This window comes from Acetanaerobacterium sp. MSJ-12 (assembly GCF_018917875.1).
Taxonomy (GTDB): Bacteria; Bacillota; Clostridia; order Oscillospirales; family Ruminococcaceae; genus Bittarella; species Bittarella massiliensis.
Window position 1 is genome coordinate 11,702 of the sequence record NZ_JAHLPK010000014.1, and the last position, 23,304, is coordinate 35,005.

The following is a 23,304-nucleotide window of genomic DNA, read 5'->3' on the forward strand; positions in this document are numbered from 1 at the left end:
ATGCGGCCCTTTTTAGGGGGAAGGCCCATTCTTTTTTCCTTGCCTCTGCCCCGGAGTTCCCTCTCTCCCGGGGCTACTCCCCCCGCTGCCGCACCGACAGGCGGATGGGGGTGCCCTCCAGGTCGTACTGCTCGCGGATCTGGTTTTCCAGATAGCGCTGGTAGGAGAAGTGGAAGAGCTCCTTGTTGTTGACAAAGCAGACGAAGTGGGGCGGGTTGGTGGAGGCCTGGGTCATGTAGTAGATCTTCAGCCGCTTGCCCTTGTCGGTGGGGGGCTGCACCCGGGCGGTGGCGGCGGCGAGGATGTCGTTGAGCACCCCGGTGGTGATGCGCAGGGAGTTGTTCTGGTGGGCCTTGACCACCTTTTCAAAGAGCTGGCCCAGCCGCTGCCCGGTGAGGGCGGAGAGAAAGACCATGGGGGCGTAGGGCATGAAGGAGAAATCCTCCTGCAACTGTTTGCGAAAGGCCTGCATGGTGTGGGTGTCCTTCTCCACCGCGTCCCACTTGTTGACGGCGATGACGCAGGCTTTGCCCTGCTCGTGGGCGTAGCCGGCCACCTTGGAGTCCTGCTCGGTAAAGCCCACGGTGGCGTCGATGACCATCACCGCCACGTCGGCCCGATCCACCGCCATGAAGGCCCGCAGCACCGAGTAGCGCTCCACCGAGTCGTCCACCTTGTTCTTGCGGCGGATGCCCGCCGTGTCGATGAAGACGAACTTGCCGTAGCGGTTTTCCACCCGGGAATCCACCGCGTCCCGGGTGGTGCCGGCGATGTCGGAGACGATCATCCGGTCCTCCCCCAGGACCTTGTTGATGAGGGAGGACTTGCCCGCGTTGGGCTTGCCGATGACCGCCACCTTGATGGCGTCCTCGTCCTCGTCCTCCTCCGCCTGGCCGGGCAGCTCGTCCACCACCGCGTCCAGCAGGTCGCCGGTGCCGTGGCCGTGGACCGAGGAGACGGGCAGCGGCTCGCCGATGCCCAGGTTGTAAAACTCGTAGAACTCGGCCGGGAGGCCGCCCACGCTGTCGCACTTGTTGACGCAGAGGACCACCGGCCGCCGGGATTTGTGGAGCATGGCCGCCACCTCCATGTCGGTGGCGGTGACCCCGTCGGGCAGGGAGACCACGAAGATGATCACGTCGGCGCTGTCGATGGCCAGTTGGGCCTGCCGGCGGATGTGCGAGAGGATGACGTCGTCGGAGTGGGGCTCGATGCCGCCGGTGTCCACCAGCAGAAAGGTGCGCCCGCCCCAGTTGCAGTCGTAAAAGATGCGGTCCCGGGTCACACCGGGGGTGTCCTCCACAATGGCCAGACGCTGGCCGATCAATTTGTTAAACAGGGTGGATTTGCCCACATTGGGCCGCCCCACCACCGCCACTACCGGTTTGCTCATTGCGCATTCCCTCCCAACACGGCCTGTATGAAGCCGTATCCGTCGTTTTCCACCAGGGTCAGTTTGGCGCCCAGGCGCGCTTCCAGCGCCTCTCTGGGCACGTCGTCCAAAAATTTGTCCTGCTCGTGGCGGAGCATGCAGGTGGGCACCAGCACCCGGTCGGAGAGGAGCTTGCCCCCCGCCTGCCGCTCGATGTCGGTGGCGGTGACCAGCCCGGCCACCGTCACGTTGCCGCCGAAATACTCGTTTTCGATCACGTGTACCCGCGCCTGCAGACCGGGCACCCGCCGGGCCAGCGCATCCACCATCCCGCGGATGTAGTCGGCCGCGCAGACCCCGGTGATCAGGTCGCAGGGGGATGTCTGCACCGGGGCTTCCAGCCGGGCCAGCTCGCTCTCAAACTCCTCCAACAGCAGGGCGGTCATCCCCACCCCGTTTTGCAGCTGCTCGAAGTCGCCGTAGTAGCCGCTGTCGGGGAGCGGCCGCCCGGCGAGGATGAAGAACTCGTCCCCCGGGTAGATGAGCCGGGTGCCGTGTTCCTTTAAAAAGGCGTCGGTGAAGCGGTGGATCTGGTCCAGCACCGCCCCCGCCCCCGCCGGGGTGAAGGGGGTGAGCTGGCAGAGCCCTTGGCGGTATTTGGTCAGCCCCACCGGCACCACCGACACGCTGGACACGCTGGGCCAGAGGGCCCCCAGGTCGGCCATGGTCCGCTCCAGCTCCGCCCCGTCGTTGTAGCCGGGGCAGAGGACGATCTGGCAGTTGAGGCGGATGCCCGCCTGCGCCAGTTGGCGCAGGTAGTCGAGCTTCTCCCCCGCAAAGCGGTTGCCCATCATCTCCCGACGCAGGTCGGGGTTGGTGGTGTGCACCGAGACGTTCACCGGGCTGATGTGCATCCGCTTGATGCGGTCGATCTCCCGCTGGTGGAGGTTGGTCAGGGTGACGTAGTTGCCGAAGAGGAAGGAGAGCCGCTCGTCGTCGTCCTTGAAATAGAGGGTCTCCCGCATCCCCGGGGGCATCTGGTCCACAAAGCAGAAGATGCAGTTGTTGGTGCAGGAGTGCTGCTTATCCATCAAGTAGGTCTCGAATTCCAGGCCCAGGTCCTCGTACTCGTCCTTCTCGACGATGACGCCCTGCAGCTCTCCCCCGCTCTCAAACTCCAGCTCCACCTCGGTCTCGCTGGAGTAGAACTGGTAGTCCAGCACGTCCCCGATCTCGTTGCCGTTCACCTTCAGCAGACGGTCGCCCGCCTGAAACCCCGCCTCCTCGGCCGGGGAGCCGGGGATGACCCGGGTCACAGTCACTGCCATCTCTGCCTCTTCACGCCCTTCCCTAAGCGGGCCGCCAACGCGCGCGGCCCCTCTCTATCAGAATGCCCCGCCGGACGGGGCCAATCCACGAAAAAAAGAGAGGGACCACCCTCTCTTTATCTCTGAGGAAGCTTACGCTTCCTTTTTGATGATCTCTTTGCCTTTGTAGAAGCCGCAGTTGCCGCACACTCTGTGAGGGGCTTTCAGCTCGCCGCATTGCGGGCATTTGGAAAACGCGGGCATCTCCAATTTCCACACGTTGGAGCGGCGTTTGTCCCTTCTGGCTTTGGACAACTTTCTCTTTGGTACTGCCAAGTTCAGCACCTCCTTAACATTGGTCTTTCTGGAAAAAAACTATTGCAATAGCTCTTTTAAAGCTTCCAGGCGGGGGTCGATCTGCCTTTTGTCGCAGCCGCAATCACCCTGGTTCAGGTTCGCCCCACAGAGGGGGCAGAGGCCTTTGCAGTCCTCCCGGCACAGAAATTTGAGTGGGAAATCCAGCCGGAGGTCGGTGATGGCGACCTGGTCCAGATGGACGGCATCACCGTCGACAATGATGTCTTCATCGGGACCATTGGGCGACTCCTTGACGAGGGTGTGGGTGTACCGGTACTCGAACGCCCGGGAAATGGGGTCGAGACAGCGGTCGCACACCGTCTCCACCCGGCCGCTCACCGCAAAGTGGAGTTCGGCGATCTGGGCGCGGTTGACCGCCTCTCCCACAATGTGGAGGGAGGCCTGCCGGTCGTCGTCGCCGTAGAACTCGCTCTGGGGAACTTGCAGGGTGTAGTCGAAGGGGAGGTGAAGCCCCTCCTCCGCAAGCAGGCGCTTTACGTTTAAAAGCATAGTGACTCCTTAGTCCGCCACAGACTTATTATATAGACTCCCCCTGGGGTTGTCAACGAAAATCCGCGGCTTTTTTCCTTGTTTTCTCAAATTTTTGCGGGTTTTTGGCACCGGGCCTAGACCAGGGCGCGGATCAGGCTGCCCCTGTCCCCCGGCAGCAGGTCGATGACCGGCAGGTCGATCATGGTGTAGGCCCCCGGCGCGCGCTTGCAGGCGGCCCGGGCCGCGCAGACGAGCACCTGGGCGGTGAGGGCGGGGTTGTTGATCGACATATTGAACTCGAAGTTCTGGTTGTGGGTGGTGCCGCTGACCCCTTTGCGCACCAGGTTGACCCCGTGGCCGGTGTCGATGAGGGCCTTCACGTCTTCCACCTGGGCGACGTGGGTCTCGTCGTGGACAAAGTAGGGGTCTGCCAGGACGGCGGCCTTCACCGCCGCGAAGTCGGCCCCCTCTTTGAGCTGGACATAGACCATCCGCCGGTGGACGCCGGTGCCGGTGGGGATGGTCATGGACAGGGCGTTCTCCACCCCGGGGATGGCCTTGACCGCCACCGTGTGCCCCATGCTCATGCCGGGGCCGAAGTTGGTGTAGGTGATCCCCTTGGGGGCCAGCCCCTGCAGCAGGGCCCGCACCACCGAGTCGCTGCCCGGGTCCCACCCGGCCGAGACCACCGCGGCCGCCCCGCCGGCCTGGGCCACCGGGGTCAGCTCCTCCACCAGATCCCAGATGCCGGTGTGGATGTCGTAGCTGTCCACGGTGTTGATCCCCTGGGCCAGGTACTCCTTGGCGTACTGGGGCACCGCCCGGGTGGGGGTGCAGAGGATGGCCACCTGGGGCTTTTCGGGCAGCTCCTTCACGTCGGCTGCCACCGGCACCCCGGCCAGATCGGCGGAGAGGCCCTGGCGGCTGGCCCCTCTGCGCACCAGCCCCACCAACTGAAAGTCCTCGGCGGCCTGCACCGCCTCGACGGCGGCCCGGCCGATGTTGCCGTAGCCGACAATTGTCGCTTTGATCATCTTCATCGCACTCCCTTTTCCCATATTTGCCCGGCGGCCCCGGAGATGGACCGGCCGGCCGCCGCTGATCGCGCAAAGACAGTGTACCCCATTTTTGCCCCCCTCGTCAATACGAAAGAGGGGGGATGGGGGCGCCGCCTATTCCCCCGCCCGCCCGGCGGGGACCGCCTCCGCCTCCTCGGCCTTTCGCAGCGGCTTCCAGACGGTGGCCAGCATGGTCAAATAGCAGGCCGACCCGCCCACGAAGTTGGAGACCGGCTCGGCCAGAAAGACCCCGATGACCCCCAGGCCGCCAATGCGGGGCAGGAGGACGGTCAGGGGCACCACGATGATGGCCTTGCGCAGCAGGGAGAAAAAGACCGCCTGTTTGGAGCGGCCCAGGGCCACAAAGGTGGACTGCCCCGCCATCTGAAAGGCCATCATGAAGTAGCCGAAGAAGTAGACCCCCAGGGCCTGGGCCCCCTTGCCCACCAGCTCGGGGTCGCTGCTGAAGAGGTGGATGAACGGCTGGGGAAAGAGCATCAGCACCAGCCAGGCCGCCAGGGTGTAAACCACGCAGACCACCGACATGAAGCGGATGCCGCTGCGCACCCGGCGGTACTCCCTGGCGCCGTAGTTGTAGCCGATGACCGGCTGGGCGCCGTTGGTCAACCCGTTCATCGGCATGCTCACCACCTCGCGCACCGAGTTGGCCACCGTCATGATCCCCACGTAGAGGTCGCCCCCGAACTGCTGCAGGTTGATGTTGCAGACGATCTGCACCAGGCTGTTGGTGATGGCAAAGCAGAAGGAGCTCATCCCCAGGGAGACGATCTCCCCCACCAGCTTCCAGTCCAGTTTCATGGTCTTTTTTTGCAGCCGGTAGATGGCCTTTTTGCCGGTGAGGAAGCGAAACACCCAGGCGGCCGAGAGGAATTGGGAGATCACCGTGGCCAGGGCCGCCCCCTGCACCCCCATGTGGAGGACAAAGATGAACAGCGGGTCCAGGAGGATGTTGGTCACCGCCCCCAGGAGGACGGTCATCATCCCCATCTTGCCAAAGCCCTGGGAGTTGATGAAGCTGTTCATCCCCAGCCCCACCATCACAAAGACGCTGCCGCAGAGGTAGACGGTGAGGTAGCCGTCGGCGTAGGGGAAGGTCTGCCCGCTGGCCCCGAAGAGACGCAGCAGCGGCCCCTTGAAGGCCAGAAAGAGGGCGGTGAGGACCAGCCCGGTGGCCACCATCATAAAAAAGGAGTTGCCCATGATGGTCTCGGCCCGCTCGTCGTCCCCCTTCCCCCGGGCGATGGAGCAGAGGGGGGCGCCCCCCATCCCGAAGAGGTTGGCAAAGGCGGTGATGATGGAAATGATGGGGAAGGTCAGCCCCAGGCCGGTGAGGGCCAGGGTCGCCGCCTCGGGGATGTGGCCGATGTACATCCGGTCCACCACGCTGTAAAGGACGTTGATGAGCTGGGCCAGGGTCATGGGCAGGGCCAGGTCGAGGATGTTGCGGGACACCTTGCCCTTTGAAAAGTCGTTTTGTCTCTCCGTCGGGATCGCCTCCATTCACACGCTGTTCATTATACACCGATTCGGGGGCGGGGGCAACGGGGCGCAAACAGCCGGGGGCGGGCGCAATCGGCGCGCCCACCCCCGGCGGGGAGGGAGGAGCTTAGTTGTACCGGGCCACGCAGTCGGCCACCAGGTCCCAGAAGCGGTCGCCGTCCAGGGTGATGCCCACCTGGCAGTTGGCGGGCTTGCCGGTGGTGCCGAAGTAGTCGCAGACGGTGCGGCCGTAGCTGGGGCCGCCGCTCCGATCCACCTCCACATACATCTCTTTCACGGTGAAGATGGTGGGGTCGATGAGGTAGGCCACACAGGTGACATCGTGCACCGGGCCCCCGTCCAGGCCGTAGGCCTCGTGCTGGGTCTTCCAGGTGAAGCGCATGATGTCGCCGAAGAGCCGGCCGCCCACGTTGTCAAACCCCTCCATCCGCTCGATGACGTCCATGGTGCAGGCGGTCTGGTTGGTCAGGTCCAGCCCCATCATCACGATGGGCACCCCGGAGGAGAACACCACGTGGGCGGCCTCGGGGTCGGCGTAGATGTTGAACTCGGCGGCGGGGGTGGTGTTGCCCAACCCGTAGGCCCCGCCCATGAGGACGATGCGCTGGATCTTTTGCAGGATGCGGGGCTCGCTGCGGATGGCCACCGCGATGTTGGTGAGGGGTCCCACCGGCACCAGGGCAATGTCCCCGTCGGAGGCCAGCAGGGTGTCGATGAGGTAGCGCACCGCCGGGGTCTTTTCCGCCTGCCGGGTGAGGGGGGCGAACACCGGGCCGTCCAACCCGCTCTCGCCGTGGATGTTGGCCGCCACCACCTGCTCGCGCACCAGGGGGCGGGGCATCCCCGCGTAGACCGGGACATCGAGCCCCAGGTGCTGGCAGAGGTGCAGGGCGTTGGGCAGGGTCTTCTCCAGCGTCTGGTTGCCCGCCACCACCGTGACCCCCAGCAGTTCGATGGCCGGGTGCCGGGCCGCCACCATCAGGGCAATGGCGTCGTCGTGGCCGGGGTCGCAGTCCAAAATGATTTTCTGTCGCATCATCAACATTCCTTCCTCTCTCGTCGGGCGCGGCCTGGCGGCTGCGCGGCTCTCTTTACAGTTGTAGTGTAGCAGTCCCCGCGCTATACTGGGTATGAGATTTCTCACATCAAGGAGGGATGCCCTGTGGTCTTGGTCGACGACCAGCCGCTGCTGGACCGTTTTTTGCGCCAGTCCGACTTTTTGGACTGCTTCTCCTTCCCCGCCCAACAGTATGCCCGGCTCTACCACCTGGAAGCCGGGGAGTACATTGTCGAGGAGGGGGTCCAGCCCGCCTTCCTCTACTACCTGGTCGCCGGGCGGGCCAAACTCTACATGACCCTGCCAAACGGCAAGGTCTCGCTCATCGACTTCTTTCGTGCCCCCTGCTTCGTGGGGGAGATGGAACTCATCGGGGTGCAACGCAGTTCCCGGGCGGTGCAAGCCCTCTGCGGCTGCTACTGCCTGGCCCTGCCGGTCGAGGAGTGCCGGGAGCGGCTGTTGGGCGACCCCCGGTTTTTGCGGCGCCTCTGCGTCTATTTGGGGGGCAAGAATGTCCGCACCGTCCTCTCCCTCTCCCAAAACAAGGGCTTCCCCCTGGAAAACCGGCTGGCCCACTTTCTGCTGTTGGCCGCGCCGGACGGCTGGTACGCCGAAAAGCACACCCACGCCGCCGAATACCTGGGGGTCAGCTACCGCCACCTGCTCTACGTGCTGGCCGACTTCGTGTCCAGGGGGTACCTGAAAAAAGAGGGGGGCGGCTATCTGCTGGCCGACCGGGCGGCGCTGGTCTCGCTGGCCCAGGGCCTTGAGCCGCCGGAGGGCGGGTAAGCGCCTGAAAGCCGGCGCGCCGGGAGAGGGAAATCGGAGGAGGGGGCAGACTGCTCAAACAGAGCCCCCCCTTCCCTCCTCCGCACGAGCAATCGGCGGCGTGTGGGAAGGGGGGGCTTTTCGCCTCTGTCTGTTGGGACAGATACTGGAGGAGGGGGAGCAGATTGCTCGAATAAGGCCTCTCCTCCCCCAACAAGTGGCGCAGCATATGCGAGGCAGTTTCCTCCCCTCTGTCCGCCGGGACAGGGGCCTGGAAGAGAGGGCGCAGACTGCTCGGATAGAGAACCGCCTTTCCCCTCTCCCGTACGAGCGGCCGGCGGCGTGTGGGCAGGGGTTTCTTTTCGCCGTTGTCTGTTCGGGACAGATATTGGAGGAGGGGAAGCAGATTGCTCGGATAAGGCCTCCCCTCCCCCAACAAGTGATTGGCGGCATACGCGAGGCGGTTTTCTCCCCTGTCCGCCAAAACAGAGGCCGGAGGAGAGGGTGCAGATTGCTCGGACAGGGAACCCCTCTTTCCCCCCAACAAGTGACTGGCGACATACGCGAGGCGGTTTTCTCTCCCCTGTCCGCCGGGACAGAGACCGGAGGAGAAGGCGCAGACTGCTCGGACAGGGAACCCCTCCCCTCCTCCCGCGCGAGTGACCGGCGGCGCGGGGGAGACGTTCTCTTTCCCTCCTCTGCCCGCTGGGACCGGGCGGAGATACAGCCCTCTTTTTCGTCGGGCAAACGGCAAGGCGAATAGACGGTCGGACAGACTGGGGAAGAAACCCCTCCCCAGCGCGCAGACAGAATGAGCACACTGCCCGCCGGTCACTTGGAACCTGGATGGGCGCTTTTCTGTCTGTGGGGAAACGGGAAAATGCGGCCAGAGATTGGCGGACGCACAACACTGGCGGGGACAGCTCCTCTTTCAAGCACGGGTGAGGGCGGCACAGATAGCGACCCCCCTCCCCCCTCGCCGAGCACAAAGGAGAGCACATCGCCGGCGCTCCCCTCTCGCCGGGCAAGGCCAGAAGCCAGCGCTGGGTGCGAAGCGGAAAAAGGGAGTGGACTCTGCCAGCGCTCCCCTCTCGCCGGGCAAGATCAGGTACCAACATCGGGCGCAAAGCAGGGAAAGGGGGGTGGAGTGCCGGCAGTCCGCTCCCCTCCTAGCGGCACGGCCCTGCGGGAAGACCCGCAGGGCGCACAGGCAAGGGAAAAGGGAAAAAAATCGGTCAAGGGAAGGCAAGGCCGGGAGCACCGGTCGATTTTTTCCTTTTGCTCTTTTGATCTTTTGATCAGACCCCTCTCGGGCGGGCGCCTCTCCCCCTCTCCCCGACGCAGAAAAGAGCCCGCCCGGCGCGCATTTCGGCGCGGCCCGGGCGGGCTCTGAAAGGGGTCTTATAAAACGGAGGTCACAGGTACTTCTTCATGTTCTCGGGGAGCAGGTCCTCGTCGGCGGAGACGGTGAAGACCAGGTTCACGTCCTTGATCTCGGCCACGCCGGAGAGTTTGTCGAACATGGCGCCCAGCCCCTCCAAATCCTTTTCGGGGCCGCCCACCTTGAGGATGGAGTCCACAAAGACATGGGTGATGTCGTAGTTGCCGGCCATCAGGCCCAGGATGAAGCCGTAGAAGATATCAAAACCGCAGATGCCGTAGGCGTCCATGTCCACCAGGCGGACATTGGAGTCCACATCGTACCGGAGTTTCAGGGTTTTGTCCAAGCATACCACATTTCCAGCTGAAGTTTTTGCTGCGTCGTTGATCTGCTCAAGGAGTTTTTTGGTCTTGCCCGAGCCTCTGCTGCCAACAATGAGTTTTATCATAGTGGTGTACCTCCTATATTTTGGTCCCGCCCCGGAGTGGGGTGGGGACTATTCCTGAATTTCTTTGACGAGCTCTTCCCGCAAGTCCTCGTAGCCGGGTTTGCCCAACAGGGCGAACATGTTCTTCTTGTAGCTCTCCACCCCGGGCTGGTCGAAGGGGTTGACCCCCAGCAGGTAGCCGGAGATGGCGCAGGCCTTCTCCAAGAAGTAGACCAGATAGCCAAAGGAGTGGGCGTCCATCTTGTCGATTTGGAGGACCGCGTTGGGGACGCCGCCCTTGACGTGGGCGAGGATGGTGCCCTGCATGGCCTTTTTGTTGACGTTGGACATGTTCTGCCCCGAGAGGAAGTTCAGCCCGTCGAGGTTTTCGGGGTCCTCTGGGATGAAGAAGTCGCTCTTGGGTTCGGCGAAGTCGATGACCGTCTCAAACAGCTGCCGCCGCCCGTCCTGGATGTACTGGCCCAGGGAGTGCAGGTCGGTGGAGAAGATGACGCTGGAGGGGTAGAGGGCCTTGTGGTCCTTGCCCTCGCTCTCGCCGTAGAGCTGTTTGAACCACTCGTTCATCTGCCCGTAGGAGGGCTCGTAGCTGGCCATGATCTCGACCGAGTAGCCCTTGTTGTAGAGGATGTTGCGGACCGCCGCGTACTTGTAGCAGTCGTTTTTCTCAAGGCAGGGGTCGGTAAAGGCATCCTGCGCCTCTTTGGCGCCGGCCATCACCGCGTCGATGTCGCAGCCCGCCACGGCGATGGGGAGCAGCCCCACCGGGGTGAGCACCGAGTAGCGGCCGCCCACGTCGTCGGGGATGACGAAGGTCTCGTAGCCGTTGCGGTCGGAGAGCTCTTTGAGGGTGCCGCGGGCCTTGTCGGTGGTGGAGTAGATGCGCTCCTTCGCGCCCTCGGGGCCGTAGCGCTTTTCGAGCAGCTCTTTAAAGACCCGGAAGGCCAGGGCCGGCTCGGTGGTGGTGCCGGACTTGGAGATGACGTTGACCGAGAAGTCGACCCCCTCGCAGAGGGCGAGGATGTCGTTTAAATAGCTGGGCGAGATGGTGTTGCCCACAAAGTAGATCTGCGGGGTGTCCTTCGCCAGGGCGTTGTAGTTGTTGCTCTTGATGTACTCGATGGCGGCGCGGGCCCCCAGGTAGGAGCCGCCGATGCCGATGACCACCAGCACCTTGGACTGCTGCTGGATCTTCTTGGCAGCGGCCTTGATCCTCTCGAACTCGGCCTTGTCGTAGTTGGTGGGCAGGTCGATCCAGCCCAGGAAGTCGTTGCCCAAACCGGATTTTTCGTGGAGGGTCTGGTGGGCGGCGCAGACCAGGTGCTGCATCCCCGCGTACTCCTCCGGGCGGATAAAGTTTGCCAGGTAGTTGGTATTGAGTTTCACTGCCATTTTACTTCCCCCTTATTGGTTGATTCGATTGTAATATATCTAAGCAATACTGTCAAGTATGCTTGTATGCAAAAGATATTTTTTGTAAAAAACCGCCAAATCAGCGCATCACAAATAAGTATTTCAGCAGAATTTGGTAGCCTGTCAAAAAGTCCATCTTGGCCACCGGGGCGGCGGCGGTGACTGGGTACTCGCCGATCTTTTCGCCGTCCAGCGAGAGTTCCACCACCCCCAGTTTCTGCCCTTCCTCCACCGGGGCGGTGACGTCCTCGGCGATCTGCACCGCCTGCACGATCTTGGCCCCGCTGCCCTTTTTCACCAAAAAGGTGCCGTCACTGCCGTAGCGCAGGGGCACTTCGCCGGTGACCCCGCCCTTGACCTTCAGGGCGGTGGGGGCGGTTTCGGGCAGTTGCAGGGTGGCCATCTCGTAGTTGGCGAAGCCGTAGTCCAGCAGGGCCTTGGCGCCGTTGAAGCGGTCGTTGGAGGTGGGGCAGCCCATCACCACCGCCACCAGGGAGAGCCCGCCCCTCTCGGCCGCGGCCGAGAGGCAGCTGCCCGCCCCGTCGGTGGTGCCGGTCTTGAGGCCCACGCAGCCGTCGTAAAAGCGCACCAGCTTGTTGGTGTTGACCAGTTGGGTCGCCCCGCCCCGCAGGGAGTCCATCCAGACGGTGCTGTACTTTTTGATGTCCGGGTGCTTGAGGAGCTCGCAGCTCATGATGGCGATGTCCCGGGCGGTGGAGACGTGGCCCGCCGCATCGAGGCCGTTGGGGTTTTCAAAGTGGGTGTTCGCCATCCCCAGCTCCTGGGCCCGCTGGTTCATCAGGGCCACAAAGGCCTCGGGGGAGCCGGCCACGTATTCGCCCAGGGCGGCGGCCGCGTCGTTGGCCGAGGAGATGGCGGTGGCCTTGATGAGGTCGTTCACACTCATCTGCTCGCCGGGTTCCAGCCAGATCTGGCTGCCCCCCATCTTGCAGGCGTAGTCGCTGGCGCTGACCATGTCGTCGTAGCCGAACTTGCCGGCATCGATGGCCTCCATCACCAAAAGGAGGGTCATCACCTTGGTGATGGACGCCGGGGGCATCGGCTCGTCGGCGGACTGTTCGTAGAGCACCTGCCCGGTGCTCTGCTCCAGCAAGATGGCCGACTTGGCGTTGATGTTGATGGCCCCTTCCGGCGCGGGGGAGGCGGCGACCACGGGCTGTTCGCCCCCATCCCCCAGCAGGTCAAAGTCGGTGGTGATCACATCTTCGTATGCAAAGGCCGGCGCCGCGCTCAACAGCAGCGCCGCCGACACCAGGGCGGCTGCCAGTTTCTTCATTCCCTATCACCTCTTGCCAATGGATATGAGGCGAGGGGGCGAAAAAGTCGCTTATAAACAGAAAAAATCGCCGCAAGGCGATTTTATTCCACAATGAACTGACGGATGTCGTCCAAGACCTCCGGGCAGTGGTCGCAGTCGATGGTCAGCAGCAGGGGCTTTGAGAGGTCCTGGCTGAAAATGCCGATGATGGACTTGGCGTTCACCCGGTTTTCAGGCTCTCCAATGGTGGCGGTCGCGTCGTATTTGGACAGGCTGTGGATAAAGCTCTTGATGTCGTCAGCCCTTTTGAAAAACACCTTTACTTGTGTCATCGTCTCGCTGCCTCCTTACTTCTTTCATCCATTATATACTACTCCCCTCCTTTTCGCAACCGACTTTGTTGTTTTCAGCTGCATTTTTATGTATAATAATAAGAACTGTTTTTTGGGCAGTTTGCAAAAGCCGCCCCCTCTTTTCGCCCCGGTGCGACCCCCTTTGACCGGGGGCGGCTGCAAGAAAAATGTAAGAAATCCGCTCGCTGTTTTGACCAAAAGAGCGGTTAGACTAATGACAAGGGAAAGTTGGTAGAGCAGATGAGAGTTTCCTTTTACACCCTGGGCTGCAAGGTCAACCAGTACGAGACCCAGGCCATTGCCGCCCAGTTTCAGAAGGCCGGCTTCGAGCTGGCCGGGCCGGAGGAAAAGGCCGATGTCTTTGTGGTCAACTCCTGCACGGTGACGGCCACCGGCGACAAGAAGACCCGCAACCGGCTGGCCCGCTTCCGCCGGGAAAACCCCGACGCGGTGGTGGTGCTCACCGGCTGTTTCCCCCAGGCCTTTCCCGAAAAGGCCAAGGCCCTGCCCGGCATCGACGTGGTCACCGGCGCGGGGAACAAAAACCGGCTCGTCGAGTTGACGCTGCGGGCCATCAGCGAGAAAAGCCGCATCGTCGAGATCGCCGAGCACACCCCCGGCGAGGGCTTTGAGGAGATGCAGGTGCAGGACTTTGGGGAGCACACCCGCGCCTTTGTCAAAATCCAGGACGGGTGCGACCACTACTGCTCCTACTGCATCATCCCCACCGCCCGGGGGCGGGTGCGCTCCAAATCGCTGGAGGCCATCCGCCGCGAGCTGTCGGTGCTGGCCCAAAACGGGTACCGGGAGGTGGTGCTGGTGGGCATCAACCTCCCCTGCTACGGCAAGGACCTGGGGCTGCGCCTCATCGACGCCGCCGAGTGCGCCTGCTCGGTGGAGGGCATCGAGCGGGTGCGGCTGGGCTCCCTCGAGCCGGAGCTGCTCACCGACGAGGACATGATGCGCCTGGCCGCCCAGCCCAAATTCTGCCCCCAGTTTCACCTCTCGCTCCAGAGCGGGTGCGACGCCATCCTGCGGCAGATGAACCGCCACTACACCACCGAGGAGTACCTGGAGATCGTCCGCTTCATCCGCAACCACTTTGAAAACCCCTCCATCACCACCGACATCATCGTCGGCTTCCCCGGCGAGAGCGAGGAGCATTTTTTGCAGTCCCTGGCCTTTGTCAGAGAGGTGGGCTTTGCCCGGGTGCACTGTTTCCCCTACTCCCGGAGAGAGGGCACCCGGGCGGCCGCGCTGCCCGATCAACTGCCCGCCCGGGTGAAGGAGGAGCGAAACCGCCGCCTGGCCGCCGAGGCCGAGCGCTGCAAGGCCGCCTTTTTAAAAGAACAGGTGGGCCACACCGAGGAGGTGCTGCTGGAGAGGCAGCGGGAGGACGGCTCCTTCGAGGGCTACACCAAAAACTACACCCCGGTGCGCATCAAGGGCGAAGGGCTCGCCCCCGGCCAGATCGTCCTCTGCCGGCTGGACTGCTGCAGCGAGGAGCACTGTCTGGGCTGCGCGATCTAGGGCAAAAAAGTGGACAGCCCCCAGGCTGTCCACCGTCGCACCTATCGGTATTCTTCTTTCAGCAGCCCCTGCAGGCGCTCGAGGGGGATGTTCACCTCGTGCTCCTGCCGCTGCATGGATTCCTGTTCCCCCGCCTTGCAGAGGACGACAAGCTGGGTATCGGTGAGGTAGAAGGGCTGGTCGTCCTCCAGTCCGGCCGGGTGGTCGAGTTGCCGTTCCATTTCATTTTTCACTATGCTCAGATAGTCACTTGAATCGGTAAACAAGTCGCCAAGGGCCAGACGCTCGCCTGTGGTGAGGCTGTACACAGCCCCCGTCGCGTCGCTGTAAACAGGCCGCCCCTCTACCGAGAAGCGGCGCGCACAGCGCACGCTGACAAAGGCCGGGGTCTGCCGGGTGATCTCTTGGGTGTAGCTGCCTTCGGCCCGCTGGTCGGTGTAGGCCAGGGTATTGGCCTGGGCGTTGACCGATGCCAGATTGTCAAAGGCCGCGTGTTGGAGTTCGCTGTTGACCTTGCGGGCGGTCTCCTCCCCCACTTCCTCCCCCACCGATACGGTGGTGGTCTTGTAGGTGAGGTTGTAGTCCTCCAATCGCTCCTCCTGGCCGGGGGCGAAATACTCCGCCCGGGCGGTCCTGGGGACGATGAAGGCCAGCGCCAGCGCCGCCACGGCGCAAATTGCAAACCATTTTTTCATTCGGGACACCTCCCGCCGGGTGCGACGGTAGTATTGTCCCCCCAGGGTTCGGCAAAACCCCCGCAATTTTTTGGCTGGGCTGGCGAAGGCTGGCTGGCCGCCCCACAAATTCCAGTTAAAGAAGGATCGGTATGAAAGAGACGACCAAAAACAGAGTGAACTCCCGCCACTTCAAAATCGCCGCGGTGCTGGTGGTGCTGGCCCTCTGCGGGCTGGCTCTCTGGGCCTTTTCCCCGGTGCTGGGGATGCTGGGCAAGCCCGACGCAAGCGAGCTCATCCGCGAGTACATCGACGGCTTCGGCCCGGCCGGGGTCTTTGTCTTCCTGGCCATCCAAATACTGCAGATCGTGGTGGCCTTCATCCCCGGCGAGCCCATCGAGGTGCTGGCGGGGATGATGTACGGCACCGTCCCCGGGCTGCTGATGTGCATGCTGGGCTGTTTTGTGGGCTCCATCTTGGTGTTCTTTTTGGTCAAGTGGCTGGGGCGGGACTTGGTGCACAGCTTCTTCTCCGAGGAAAAGCTGCACAAGCTGAAATTTTTGAACGACAAAAACAGCTTTGAAAAGCTGACCTTCCTCCTCTTCTTCATCCCCGGCACCCCCAAGGACATCCTCACCTATGTGGCCGGGCTGACCCCCATCCGCCCGCTGCGGTTCTTCATCATCTCCTCCATCGCCCGCATCCCCTCCATCGTCACCTCGACCCTGGCGGGCTCCCTCCTCATCAAGGGGCAGGCGGGCAACTCCATCATCGCCTTTGCGGTGGCGGGGGGGCTCTCCCTCGTGGGCATCTTCATCTACAACCAAATCGTCAAGCGCTACAACGCCAAGCGGGAAAAACAGTCCTAAAAACAGCAGAGGGCGCCCGGCAGAACCTGTCTGTCGGGCGCTCTTTTTTGTTGTCCAAAAAACTGGCTGTGCCGGGGGCGCAGAAGAGCTTTCGCGATGCGTGAGAAAGGGAGCTCCCCTTTGATACCATAAAAGTGCGGCCTGCCAAAGAGGAGCAGGTCGCAGACCGGCCGAGAGGAAGAGAACAGGTGGGCCCATTCACGGGCGGCAAGCAAAGATCTCCTCGCAGCTGGCGGGCCGCATCAACGCCTTGAGGCGCGGCCGGTATCGCGGGACGTTGCCCCATATATAGGACCACCTCCGCTGGCGGACTCCTGTTGCCGCACAATAAAAACCGAAACGGTCCTGCCCGCCCCTCGCCGCCGGCGCGGCGGCCGGGGTGGGCGTCTAAAAATTTGTCTCTGTGGCCGCGGCTCAGGGGTGGGCCACACGGCCGAAAAAGAGCTGCCTAGGCTGTCTAGCGGCTCTTTTTTATTTCCCGGGAAAGAGGGGCCTACTCCCCCTGCTCTGCGGCGCGGCGGAGCATCCGGTCCATCATCGCCCCCATCTTCAAAGGGAAGAGGTAGCACAGCCGCACCTGAAACTGCTGCGTCGGGGAGTGGCAGATGACGAAGCTCCGCTTCCCCAGCCGCCGGGCCAGCCCCTTTCCCACCGCTTCGGGGGCGGCGAAGAAGGCCTTGGGCACCGGCAGGGGGGCGGCGGAACGGGTGTCGGTCAGGGGCGGGTGGAGCAGGTGCACCCCCACGCCCCGCCCCGCCAGCTCGATGCGCAGACACTTGGCCAGCGCCTCGATGGCCCCCTTGGAGGAGGCGTAGGGCGCGATCCCCCCAAAGCCGGTGACCCCCACCCCCGAACTGGTGAAGTAGAGGGCGCCCCCCGTCCGCTCCAGGTGGGGCAGGGCGCTTTTTGCCAGGTGGAGGGCGCCGAAGTAGTTGACCGCCAGCACCGCCCGATAGGTCTCCTCGCCGGTCTCCCCGGCAGGGGCAAAGGTGCAGAGGCAGGCGTTGTGCACCGCCCCGTCCAGCCCGCCCAGCAGCCGGGCCGCCTCGTCCACCGAGCGCGCCACCTCTTCCTCCCGGGAGACGTCGCAGAGGAGGGGCCACAGCCGGCCGGGAAAGCGGGCCACCAGGGGGGCGAGGCCGTCCAGCTCCCGGTCGAGCACCGCCACGGCGTGCCCCCCTTCCAGCAGCCCCTCGGTCAGATAGTAGCCGATGCCCCGGTTGCCCCCGGTCACGATGTAGTTGCCCATTTCAGCAAGATCCCCTTTCCATGGCGGCCAACTGCCGTCCCACTGCCGCGCCGAAGGCGGCTTTTTTCTCCTCGGTCAGCTCCCCCGAGAGGAGGTAGCGCTGGGTGTAAAAAAAGATGGGCGCGTAGTAGCGCACCGCCAGGTCGGCCGCCGACCCGCCCGCCAGCAGCCCCAGCCGCTGCAACTGGGCGAAGGCCGCCTCCTGGATGCGCAGGGGGCGGTCGAAGAGCCACTCCCGGTAGAGGCGGCGCAGTTCGCCGTCGTGGTGCTGCTCGATGGCCAGCAGCCGCAGCACCCGGTTGCAAAAGGGGTCCATCAAATACCCCTCAAAGAAGCGGCGGGAGACCCCCTCCATCGAGACGGGGGCGGCGACCCCCTCCCCCAGGGCGGCAAAGAGGGTCTCGGTGAGCTGGTTGCCCTGCTCCTCAAATCGGGCGAGGATCGCCTGTAGGATGGCCCGCTTGTCGGCGAAGTGGTAGTAGACCGTGCCCTCCTTGATCCCCACCGCCCCACAGATGTCGCGGATGGACACAGCCAGATACCCCCGCTGGGCGAACTGCTCCAGCGCGGCCTGCAGGATGCGCTCCCCCGTCTTTTCCCGTTCCATGGGATCCCTCCTCTAACAGTCGTTCGATTCAGTTTATCAAACGACTGTTTAAATGTCAAGGGCCTCCCCTCTTTCTCGCCGGGTAGGCGGACAGAGGGAAGGCGGATGGAGAGAAGGGCAGGCGGCAGGGGCGGAGGGAAAGACAGGCGGACAAAAGGTGGAGAAAAAGATGGACAGAGAGAAGGTGAGAGAAATAGCGGGTGGCAGGGGCAAAGAGGAAAATTGGGCAGACAGGGCGAAGGGAAAAGGCGGAGAGAACGATGGATAGCAGGTGCGGAAAGGCCAAACAGGCAGAGAGGGAAAACCGGTGGAGAAAGGCGGATGGGCAAAATATGGAGAACGGCGGGTGACAGGAGAAAGAAAAAGCAGGCGGACAGACGGCGGCAAAGGGAAAGAAGGGCGGACGAAAGCGGGGAGAAAGCCAGACGGCGAGAGGCGAAGGAAAAGACAGGCGGAGAGAAACCGGCGAAAAGGCAGACTGCCAGAACGCATAGAAAACGGCGGGTGATAGAGGTGGAAAGGAGAAGTGGACAGGGAGAGGTAGGGGGAAAGACAGGCGGACAGAACGCGTAGAAAGCGGTAAGCGACAGAGGCGAAAAGAAAAAGCGGGCGGACAGAGGCTGGGTGTGCCGACAGAGCGCAGAGAGAACGGTGGGCGCCGAAGGCGGAAAGGTAAATGTGGGCAGGCGAAAGTGGAGAGAAAGACGGAGAGGAGGGCGGACAGAGGCGAAAGGGAAAATAGGCGGGGAGAAGGGCGGACGACAGAGACGAAAAAAAGGGCGACAGGCACAGAGGGGGCGCAGGGCCGCCTCTGGCCAACATCTGTTCCACCGCTCCCCTGCCGGTGTCAAATTCCTCCCCCCCTGCCCTCAAAGCAGTGGGAAAACAAGCTGGCCGGGCCAAAAGCAGTCCCGGCAAAAAATCCTCCTGTTTTTTCTCATCTGCCTTGACATTCCCTCCCGCAGATGCTATATTGAGGGCACAGAATTAGTTAGTGCTAACCTTCAATCTCCCCTCCCCCGGGTGCTCTGCCGGCGGGAAGGGCGATCGCACGGCGGCTCTGGGCAGGCGTTCCCACACACGCCTGCGTGCAACGTGTCAACCGGCCTTTGTGTTTCATTCCTCATGTTTCTTACCGGTCAGAAGCGGCGGCCCGCCGAGGGTCGCCGCTTCTGGCTGTTTTGACACGCTTTCGTGAAACGCCTCCCCGGCTTAGCTAGAGAGGATAAAGAAATGTATCAAGTGAGGTGAAAAATGGACAGGGATCTCACGATCTCAAAACATTTTCTTTGTGCGCAATTGCCTGTTTGCGGGCTGGGGAGCAAGGGAGCGGGAAAGGGAAATGGAAAGGCGACAAGCGGAGGGATCTTCAACGCCCCTTGAGGGGTTTTGTCGGCATTCTGTCCCCAAGCCCCCGGCTTTGTCGGGGGGCCTGACCGCCGCCCGGCAAATTTGTCCCGGGGCGGGTGGTGCCCTTGTATTGCGCCCCAAATCCGTGTATCATTTGAACAGAGCTTCTGCGGCTGCGGACCCCGTCCCCGGCCGCCCACAGAGAAAGGGAGAATGAGAGATGAAAACCATCGGATTTATCGGCGCCGGCAACATGGCCGAGGCCATTGTCAAGGGGATCGACCGCACCGGATTCCTGCCCCCGCAGCAGATCGGGGTCACCGACGTGAGCGTGCAGCGACTGGAGCACTTTGCCGCCATGGGCCACCGCGCCTTTGCCGACTGCCGGGAGCTGGTGACCTTTGCCGACTACCTGGTGCTCTCGGTCAAGCCCCAGCAGATGGCCGACGTGCTGTCCGAAGCGGCCCCCGCCCTGCGGGAGGGGACGGCGGTCATCTCCATCGCGGCGGGCATCTCCGCCGACTACATCCGCCGGGCGCTGGGGCAGCCCGAGCTGGTGGTGATCCCGGTGATGCCCAACACCCCCCTGCTGATTGCCGAGGGGGCCACCGCCGTGGGGCGGGAGGAGGGCACCCCCGCCGAACAGCTGGCGTTTGTCAAGCAGATCTTTGCCGCCAGCGGCAAGGTGTGGGAGCTGCCGGCCGACAAGCTCAGCGAGGTGATCCCGGCCAACTCCAGCTCTCCCGCCTTCATCTACTACTACGCCAAGCTCTTCTGCGACCAGATCAGCCAGTACGGGCTGGAGCGGGAGACGGTCAAGGAGATGTTCTGCCAGACCCTGATCGGCGCAGCACGGATGATGCTGGAGAGCGGCGAGGATATCGACGACCTCATCGCCAAGGTCTGCTCCAAGGGGGGCACCACCATCGCCGGCATCGAGGGATTTCAGGCCAAGGGGCTGGACGCGGCAGTGGCCTACGGCATTCAGCGCTGCATTGAGCGCGCCCATGAGCTGGGTCAGGCCAACGGTTGACCCGCTGCTCTGACCGCCTCTCTCCCCTGCAAATTGGGATGTGAAAGGGCCGCCTCTGCCAGGGGGATGAGACGGAAAAATTTGACAGATGGCGGGCAGGGGCGGCTTTGTTGGAACGCTGCCCTCCGGCCAGGCATCGGCCTGGGCGAGCGGGCTCCCCGACATGTCTTTGGCGCGGGAAGACGGCGGGACAGCGTTCGCCAGACACCCGGTGACAAGGCAATCGCACCTGTTGCGGTGGAGACTGTTGGGAAGGGGCCTTTCCCCACCCCGGCGGCTGTTTTGGCGGCTGCTGTCGGGGGGAGGGGCAACGTTTCAGGCGCACCCCTTCCCCTTCCCTGGGCTGAAGTGGGAAGGCGGCTGCGCAAAGGAAAGGGAAGAGAGCTGGGCGGTGAGTGCCCGGCTCTTTTTCTGTGGCAAGGTCGTCTCCCCTTGCGCGGCAGGTGCGAAGGGCAAGCAGACAGAAAACGCCCGGGCCCTTCGCACCGGGAAAACGCCACAAGCAGGGTGAAAAAGGGGTCGGTCAAGGGATAGGAGGACAGGGCGGTTGACAGCAGATTGGGGAAGTTGTATGGTAAAGACAATCAAACAGTCTCCTTTTTTGGAGATGTTTGCTGTCTCCTCCTCGCGTAGGGGGAGTGGATTGAAATACGCATGGGAAGAGTACGATCTTGCGGGCGGTGCGTCTCCTCCTCGCGTAGGGGGAGTGGATTGAAATTGCGAATACCGCATACGAAGAGGACAAAAACGGGTCTCCTCCTCGCGTAGGGGGAGTGGATTGAAATTGGCCGTGGCTGCCTTAGTGGTGGCCTCCGGGGGTCTCCCCCTCACGTAGGGGGAGTGGATTGAAATTGCTTACCACTCTGCCCTCATCCGTGTGGAAAACGTCTCCCTCTCGCGTAGAGGGAGTGGATTGAAATCGCCTTGCTGCAGGGAGCACTGTTTCGGTACTCCGTCTCCCCCTCGCGTAGAAGGAGTGGATTGAAATCCGCTAGTTTGGTAATGCTTCCCCCTACTCCCGGCTTTCAAGTCCTCTTCTGTCTTGAAAAAGTGGGTGGCAATCGGGCTCTCGGTGGCGCGCCCCTCCCCGCACGAGAAGGGCAACTCGCATCGCGGCTTTGGCCTCGGCGCTTTTGATGGTTTCGCCTTCCCCCTCCCGGGGAGCAATCCCTAGCTGCCGCTCCAAGGCCGGTGGGCGGTGCCGCGACCCCCACCATCGAAAACACCCACCAAACCCAAAGAGAGAGGGGAAACAGGCCGTTTCCCCTCTCTCTTTTTGCCGACAGCCGGCCCTAGTCCACCACGCCGGGGGTGCGGCCGATGCCCACCACCTCGCTGACCAGGCGGCGCCAGGTGGCGCAGCCGACGATGCCGTCGGCGCTCAGGCCGTTGCGCCGCTGGTAGTTCACCACAGCGGTGCGGGTGTTCTGGCCAAAGTAGCCGTCCAGCGAGCCCGCCCGGTAGCCCAGGGCGTTGAGGGCGTCCTGCAGCACCAGCACATAGGTGCCCGCGCTGCCCACCCGCTGCAGGGGGTAGCCCGCCGAACAGGCCGGCGGGTTGGTGCGCTTGTCAAAGTGCACCCAGCTGGGGGTCATGCTCAGCGGCTCGACATAGACCCAGACCCCCAGGGACTGGGCCAGGTTGTGCAGCCGCCGCCGGCAGGTGCTGCCCAGGTTCTGCCCCACGTCAAAGGAGACGCCGGCGTAGTGCTGGCTCTGCTGGCCGTGGCCGCCCTCCCAGATGCGCTTGAAGGCGTAGCCCACATAGATCCCCTGCCCCCAGGAGCGGCGGGTGGCGTTCCAGGACTCCATGGCGGCGGTGTTGGTCCAGAGGGTGTTGGAGCGGGAGGAGCCACGGAACTCCTTGACCAACAGGGTGCGCCCGTAGGAGTAGGGCATGGGGTCGTTTTCGCCCCGATTGTAGGTCTCCATCCGGCCGGAGGCCACATTGTATACCAAAATTCTAGCCATATCAATCACCTGTACCTTGTTTTGTGAAGTGGAGGATGCTCATCACCAGTCTATGTTCTCCTCCCCCAGGGGTGATTGCAGGCGACAAAAGAGCGGGCGGCGAGATTTTTCCCGCCGCCCGCTCTCCCGTTTCCGGCCGCGCCTCTATTTGGTTGCCGGCAGCCCCTTCCCCCGCAAAATGGGGGCCAGGTGCCGCCCGGTGAGGGAGGCGGGGGTCCGGGCCACCTCCTCCGGCGTGCCGACCGCCACCAGTCGGCCCCCCTCCTCCCCGCCGCCGGGGCCCAGGTCGACGACCCAGTCGCAGGCAGCGATGAACTGCAGGTCATGCTCCACCACCACAGCGGTGGACCCCCCCTCCACCAGCCGGTCCAACAGGCGCAAAAAGCCGTCCACGTCGGCCGGGTGCAGCCCGGCGGTGGGCTCGTCGATCAGGTAGAGGGCCGTCTCCCCCCGCCCCTCCCAGAGCTGACAGGCCAGTTTCAGCCGCTGGCACTCCCCGCCCGAGAGGGCGCTGGACGGCTGTCCCAGGGGCAGGTAGCCCAGCCCCGCCTCGGAGAGGAGCCCCAGGGGCCCGGCGACGGCGGGCAGGTCGGCAAAGAGGGCCGCCCCCTCGTCCACCGACAGCTCCAGCACCTGACTGATGTCCCTCCCCCGGCAGCGCACCGCCAGCACTGGCGGCGAAAACCGCCGCCCCCCGCAGACCGGGCAGGGCAGTTGCAGGTCCTCAAAGAAGAGGAGATTGCTGCTCACCTCCCCCAGCCCCTGGCAGTGCTCGCACCGGCCCCCGGGGCTGTTGAAGGAGAAGTCCGCCGCCGTCAGCCCCGCCTCCCGCGCCGCGGGCTGGGCGGCAAAGAGGGCCCGGATGGGGGCGAACACCCCCGCATAGGTGGCCGCGCAGGAGCGGCGGGAGCGGGCCAAGGGCTCCTGTCCCACCGCCACCACCCGCCCGGGGCGCGACCCCGACAGACGGCCGGCGGAGGCGTCCCCCTCCAGCGCGGCCCACAGGGAGGCAAAGACCAAGCTGGTCTTCCCCGAACCGGAGACCCCGGTCACCGCCGTGAGGCAGCCCAGGGGGAAATCCACCGTCAGCCCCTGCAGGTTGTGGCTGGTCGCCCCGGAGAGCCGCAGCGCCCCCGCGGGGGTGCGCCGGGCGGGTGGGGGGCCGTGGGCGGCCCGCAGCCAGCGGCCGGTGGGGGAGCCCTCGATCCCCCGCAGCCGC

General features: G+C 63.7%; 20 protein-coding genes, 1 pseudogene and 1 CRISPR repeat array. Of the genes and pseudogenes, 4 read left to right on the plus strand and 17 right to left on the minus strand.

Annotated elements, in window-relative coordinates:
- Positions 1-73: 73 nt before the first annotated feature.
- From der to rihB, 8 genes and pseudogenes are all read right to left on the minus strand, one after another.
- Complete coding sequence (gene der / locus KQI11_RS12720) at positions 74-1,393, minus strand: ribosome biogenesis GTPase Der (protein WP_021660932.1); 1,320 nt, start codon at positions 1,391-1,393, stop codon at positions 74-76.
- Positions 1,390-2,559 (minus strand): DUF512 domain-containing protein, encoded by a 1,170-nt coding sequence (locus tag KQI11_RS12725; RefSeq protein WP_353653984.1) that lies wholly within the window; start codon positions 2,557-2,559, stop codon positions 1,390-1,392. Before KQI11_RS12725 ends, der begins: the two co-directional genes overlap by 4 nt.
- Positions 2,557-2,712, minus strand: a pseudogene (locus KQI11_RS13375) (PDZ domain-containing protein); the annotation flags it as partial. The pseudogene KQI11_RS13375 and the gene KQI11_RS12725, both read right to left, overlap by 3 nt.
- A 120-nt stretch (positions 2,713-2,832) precedes the next feature.
- Positions 2,833-3,015, minus strand: coding sequence for a 50S ribosomal protein L32 (rpmF, locus tag KQI11_RS12730; protein ID WP_021660930.1), 183 nt, complete (start codon positions 3,013-3,015; stop codon positions 2,833-2,835).
- Between the two features lie 39 nt (positions 3,016-3,054).
- Positions 3,055-3,546 (minus strand): YceD family protein, encoded by a 492-nt coding sequence (locus KQI11_RS12735; RefSeq protein WP_216402391.1) that lies wholly within the window; start codon positions 3,544-3,546, stop codon positions 3,055-3,057.
- 116 nt (positions 3,547-3,662) lie between these two features.
- Positions 3,663-4,562, minus strand: a complete 900-nt coding sequence (locus tag KQI11_RS12740; protein ID WP_279286020.1) for a diaminopimelate dehydrogenase — start codon at positions 4,560-4,562, stop codon at positions 3,663-3,665.
- A gap of 138 nt (positions 4,563-4,700) precedes the next feature.
- A complete protein-coding gene (locus tag KQI11_RS12745) occupies positions 4,701-6,107 on the minus strand; it encodes an MATE family efflux transporter (RefSeq protein WP_021660927.1) in 1,407 nt (468 codons plus the stop codon).
- Between the two features lie 106 nt (positions 6,108-6,213).
- Positions 6,214-7,146 carry a ribosylpyrimidine nucleosidase gene (gene rihB / locus KQI11_RS12750; protein WP_059005228.1) on the minus strand — a complete coding sequence of 311 codons (933 nt, stop codon included), beginning with the start codon at positions 7,144-7,146 and terminating at the stop codon, positions 6,214-6,216.
- A gap of 123 nt (positions 7,147-7,269) precedes the next feature.
- Here rihB and yeiL point away from each other — a divergent pair, with 123 nt between their 5' ends.
- The gene (gene yeiL / locus KQI11_RS12755; RefSeq protein ID WP_216402392.1) at positions 7,270-7,953 is read left to right on the plus strand and encodes a transcriptional regulator YeiL; all 684 of its coding nucleotides are present in this window, start codon (positions 7,270-7,272) and stop codon (positions 7,951-7,953) included.
- 1,394 nt (positions 7,954-9,347) lie between these two features.
- On the opposite strand, the gene KQI11_RS12760 is transcribed toward yeiL, so the two are convergent.
- From KQI11_RS12760 to KQI11_RS12775, 4 genes are all read right to left on the minus strand, one after another.
- Entirely contained in the window at positions 9,348-9,761 is a 414-nt protein-coding gene (locus KQI11_RS12760) for a hypothetical protein (RefSeq protein WP_185915015.1), read from the minus strand.
- 48 nt (positions 9,762-9,809) lie between these two features.
- A complete protein-coding gene (locus tag KQI11_RS12765) occupies positions 9,810-11,150 on the minus strand; it encodes a glucose-6-phosphate isomerase (RefSeq protein WP_185915014.1) in 1,341 nt (446 codons plus the stop codon).
- 100 nt (positions 11,151-11,250) lie between these two features.
- Positions 11,251-12,468 (minus strand): D-alanyl-D-alanine carboxypeptidase family protein, encoded by a 1,218-nt coding sequence (locus tag KQI11_RS12770; protein WP_216402393.1) that lies wholly within the window; start codon positions 12,466-12,468, stop codon positions 11,251-11,253.
- An 83-nt stretch (positions 12,469-12,551) separates the two neighbouring features.
- A complete protein-coding gene (locus KQI11_RS12775) occupies positions 12,552-12,782 on the minus strand; it encodes an HPr family phosphocarrier protein (protein ID WP_021660920.1) in 231 nt (76 codons plus the stop codon).
- A gap of 261 nt (positions 12,783-13,043) precedes the next feature.
- Between KQI11_RS12775 and mtaB the strand changes: the two genes are divergently transcribed.
- The gene (mtaB, locus tag KQI11_RS12780) at positions 13,044-14,333 is read left to right on the plus strand and encodes a tRNA (N(6)-L-threonylcarbamoyladenosine(37)-C(2))-methylthiotransferase MtaB (RefSeq protein ID WP_216402394.1); all 1,290 of its coding nucleotides are present in this window, start codon (positions 13,044-13,046) and stop codon (positions 14,331-14,333) included.
- Positions 14,334-14,374: 41 nt separating this feature from the next.
- Here the strand turns inward: mtaB and KQI11_RS12785 are convergent, their stop codons facing one another.
- A complete protein-coding gene (locus KQI11_RS12785; RefSeq protein ID WP_185915011.1) occupies positions 14,375-15,028 on the minus strand; it encodes a hypothetical protein in 654 nt (217 codons plus the stop codon).
- Between the two features lie 131 nt (positions 15,029-15,159).
- On the opposite strand from KQI11_RS12785, the gene KQI11_RS12790 reads away from it, so the two are divergent.
- Positions 15,160-15,876, plus strand: coding sequence for a TVP38/TMEM64 family protein (locus tag KQI11_RS12790; protein ID WP_185915010.1), 717 nt, complete (start codon positions 15,160-15,162; stop codon positions 15,874-15,876).
- Between the two features lie 493 nt (positions 15,877-16,369).
- Here the strand turns inward: KQI11_RS12790 and KQI11_RS12795 are convergent, their stop codons facing one another.
- Together KQI11_RS12795 and KQI11_RS12800 are read right to left on the minus strand one after the other, a co-directional pair.
- A complete protein-coding gene (locus KQI11_RS12795; RefSeq protein ID WP_216402395.1) occupies positions 16,370-17,125 on the minus strand; it encodes an SDR family NAD(P)-dependent oxidoreductase in 756 nt (251 codons plus the stop codon).
- 1 nt (position 17,126) lies between these two features.
- Positions 17,127-17,732 (minus strand): TetR/AcrR family transcriptional regulator, encoded by a 606-nt coding sequence (locus KQI11_RS12800; protein ID WP_216402396.1) that lies wholly within the window; start codon positions 17,730-17,732, stop codon positions 17,127-17,129.
- Between the two features lie 1,570 nt (positions 17,733-19,302).
- Between KQI11_RS12800 and proC the strand changes: the two genes are divergently transcribed.
- Positions 19,303-20,115 (plus strand): pyrroline-5-carboxylate reductase, encoded by an 813-nt coding sequence (proC, locus tag KQI11_RS12805; RefSeq protein ID WP_216402397.1) that lies wholly within the window; start codon positions 19,303-19,305, stop codon positions 20,113-20,115.
- Positions 20,116-20,731: 616 nt separating this feature from the next.
- A CRISPR array of direct repeats spans positions 20,732-21,103; the repeat unit is 34 nt; unit sequence GTCTCCTCCTCGCGTAGGGGGAGTGGATTGAAAT.
- A gap of 304 nt (positions 21,104-21,407) precedes the next feature.
- Here proC and KQI11_RS12810 read toward each other — a convergent pair.
- Together KQI11_RS12810 and KQI11_RS12815 are read right to left on the minus strand one after the other, a co-directional pair.
- Positions 21,408-22,085 carry a peptidoglycan-binding domain-containing protein gene (locus tag KQI11_RS12810; protein WP_185915006.1) on the minus strand — a complete coding sequence of 226 codons (678 nt, stop codon included), beginning with the start codon at positions 22,083-22,085 and terminating at the stop codon, positions 21,408-21,410.
- Positions 22,086-22,229: 144 nt separating this feature from the next.
- The coding region (locus tag KQI11_RS12815; RefSeq protein WP_502757169.1) for an excinuclease ABC subunit UvrA at positions 22,230-23,304 on the minus strand (1,075 nt) is incomplete at its 5' end.

Excerpts from the sequence above, each read along its gene's own strand:
- mtaB (WP_216402394.1), top strand. The coding sequence starts at position 13,044 with ATGAGAGTTTCCTTTTACACCCTGGGCTGCAAGGTCAACCAGTACGAG.
- KQI11_RS12795 (WP_216402395.1), bottom strand. The coding sequence starts at position 17,125 with ATGGGCAACTACATCGTGACCGGGGGCAACCGGGGCATCGGCTACTAT.
- KQI11_RS12765 (WP_185915014.1), bottom strand. The coding sequence starts at position 11,150 with ATGGCAGTGAAACTCAATACCAACTACCTGGCAAACTTTATCCGCCCG.
- KQI11_RS12810 (WP_185915006.1), bottom strand. The coding sequence starts at position 22,085 with ATGGCTAGAATTTTGGTATACAATGTGGCCTCCGGCCGGATGGAGACC.
- KQI11_RS12740 (WP_279286020.1), bottom strand. The coding sequence starts at position 4,562 with ATGATCAAAGCGACAATTGTCGGCTACGGCAACATCGGCCGGGCCGCC.
- KQI11_RS12800 (WP_216402396.1), bottom strand. The coding sequence starts at position 17,732 with ATGGAACGGGAAAAGACGGGGGAGCGCATCCTGCAGGCCGCGCTGGAG.
- proC (WP_216402397.1), top strand. The coding sequence starts at position 19,303 with ATGAAAACCATCGGATTTATCGGCGCCGGCAACATGGCCGAGGCCATT.
- KQI11_RS12785 (WP_185915011.1), bottom strand. The coding sequence starts at position 15,028 with ATGAAAAAATGGTTTGCAATTTGCGCCGTGGCGGCGCTGGCGCTGGCC.
- KQI11_RS12790 (WP_185915010.1), top strand. The coding sequence starts at position 15,160 with ATGAAAGAGACGACCAAAAACAGAGTGAACTCCCGCCACTTCAAAATC.
- KQI11_RS12775 (WP_021660920.1), bottom strand. The coding sequence starts at position 12,782 with ATGACACAAGTAAAGGTGTTTTTCAAAAGGGCTGACGACATCAAGAGC.
- KQI11_RS12770 (WP_216402393.1), bottom strand. The coding sequence starts at position 12,468 with ATGAAGAAACTGGCAGCCGCCCTGGTGTCGGCGGCGCTGCTGTTGAGC.
- rihB (WP_059005228.1), bottom strand. The coding sequence starts at position 7,146 with ATGATGCGACAGAAAATCATTTTGGACTGCGACCCCGGCCACGACGAC.
- KQI11_RS12745 (WP_021660927.1), bottom strand. The coding sequence starts at position 6,107 with ATGGAGGCGATCCCGACGGAGAGACAAAACGACTTTTCAAAGGGCAAG.
- KQI11_RS12735 (WP_216402391.1), bottom strand. The coding sequence starts at position 3,546 with ATGCTTTTAAACGTAAAGCGCCTGCTTGCGGAGGAGGGGCTTCACCTC.
- der (WP_021660932.1), bottom strand. The coding sequence starts at position 1,393 with ATGAGCAAACCGGTAGTGGCGGTGGTGGGGCGGCCCAATGTGGGCAAA.
- KQI11_RS12760 (WP_185915015.1), bottom strand. The coding sequence starts at position 9,761 with ATGATAAAACTCATTGTTGGCAGCAGAGGCTCGGGCAAGACCAAAAAA.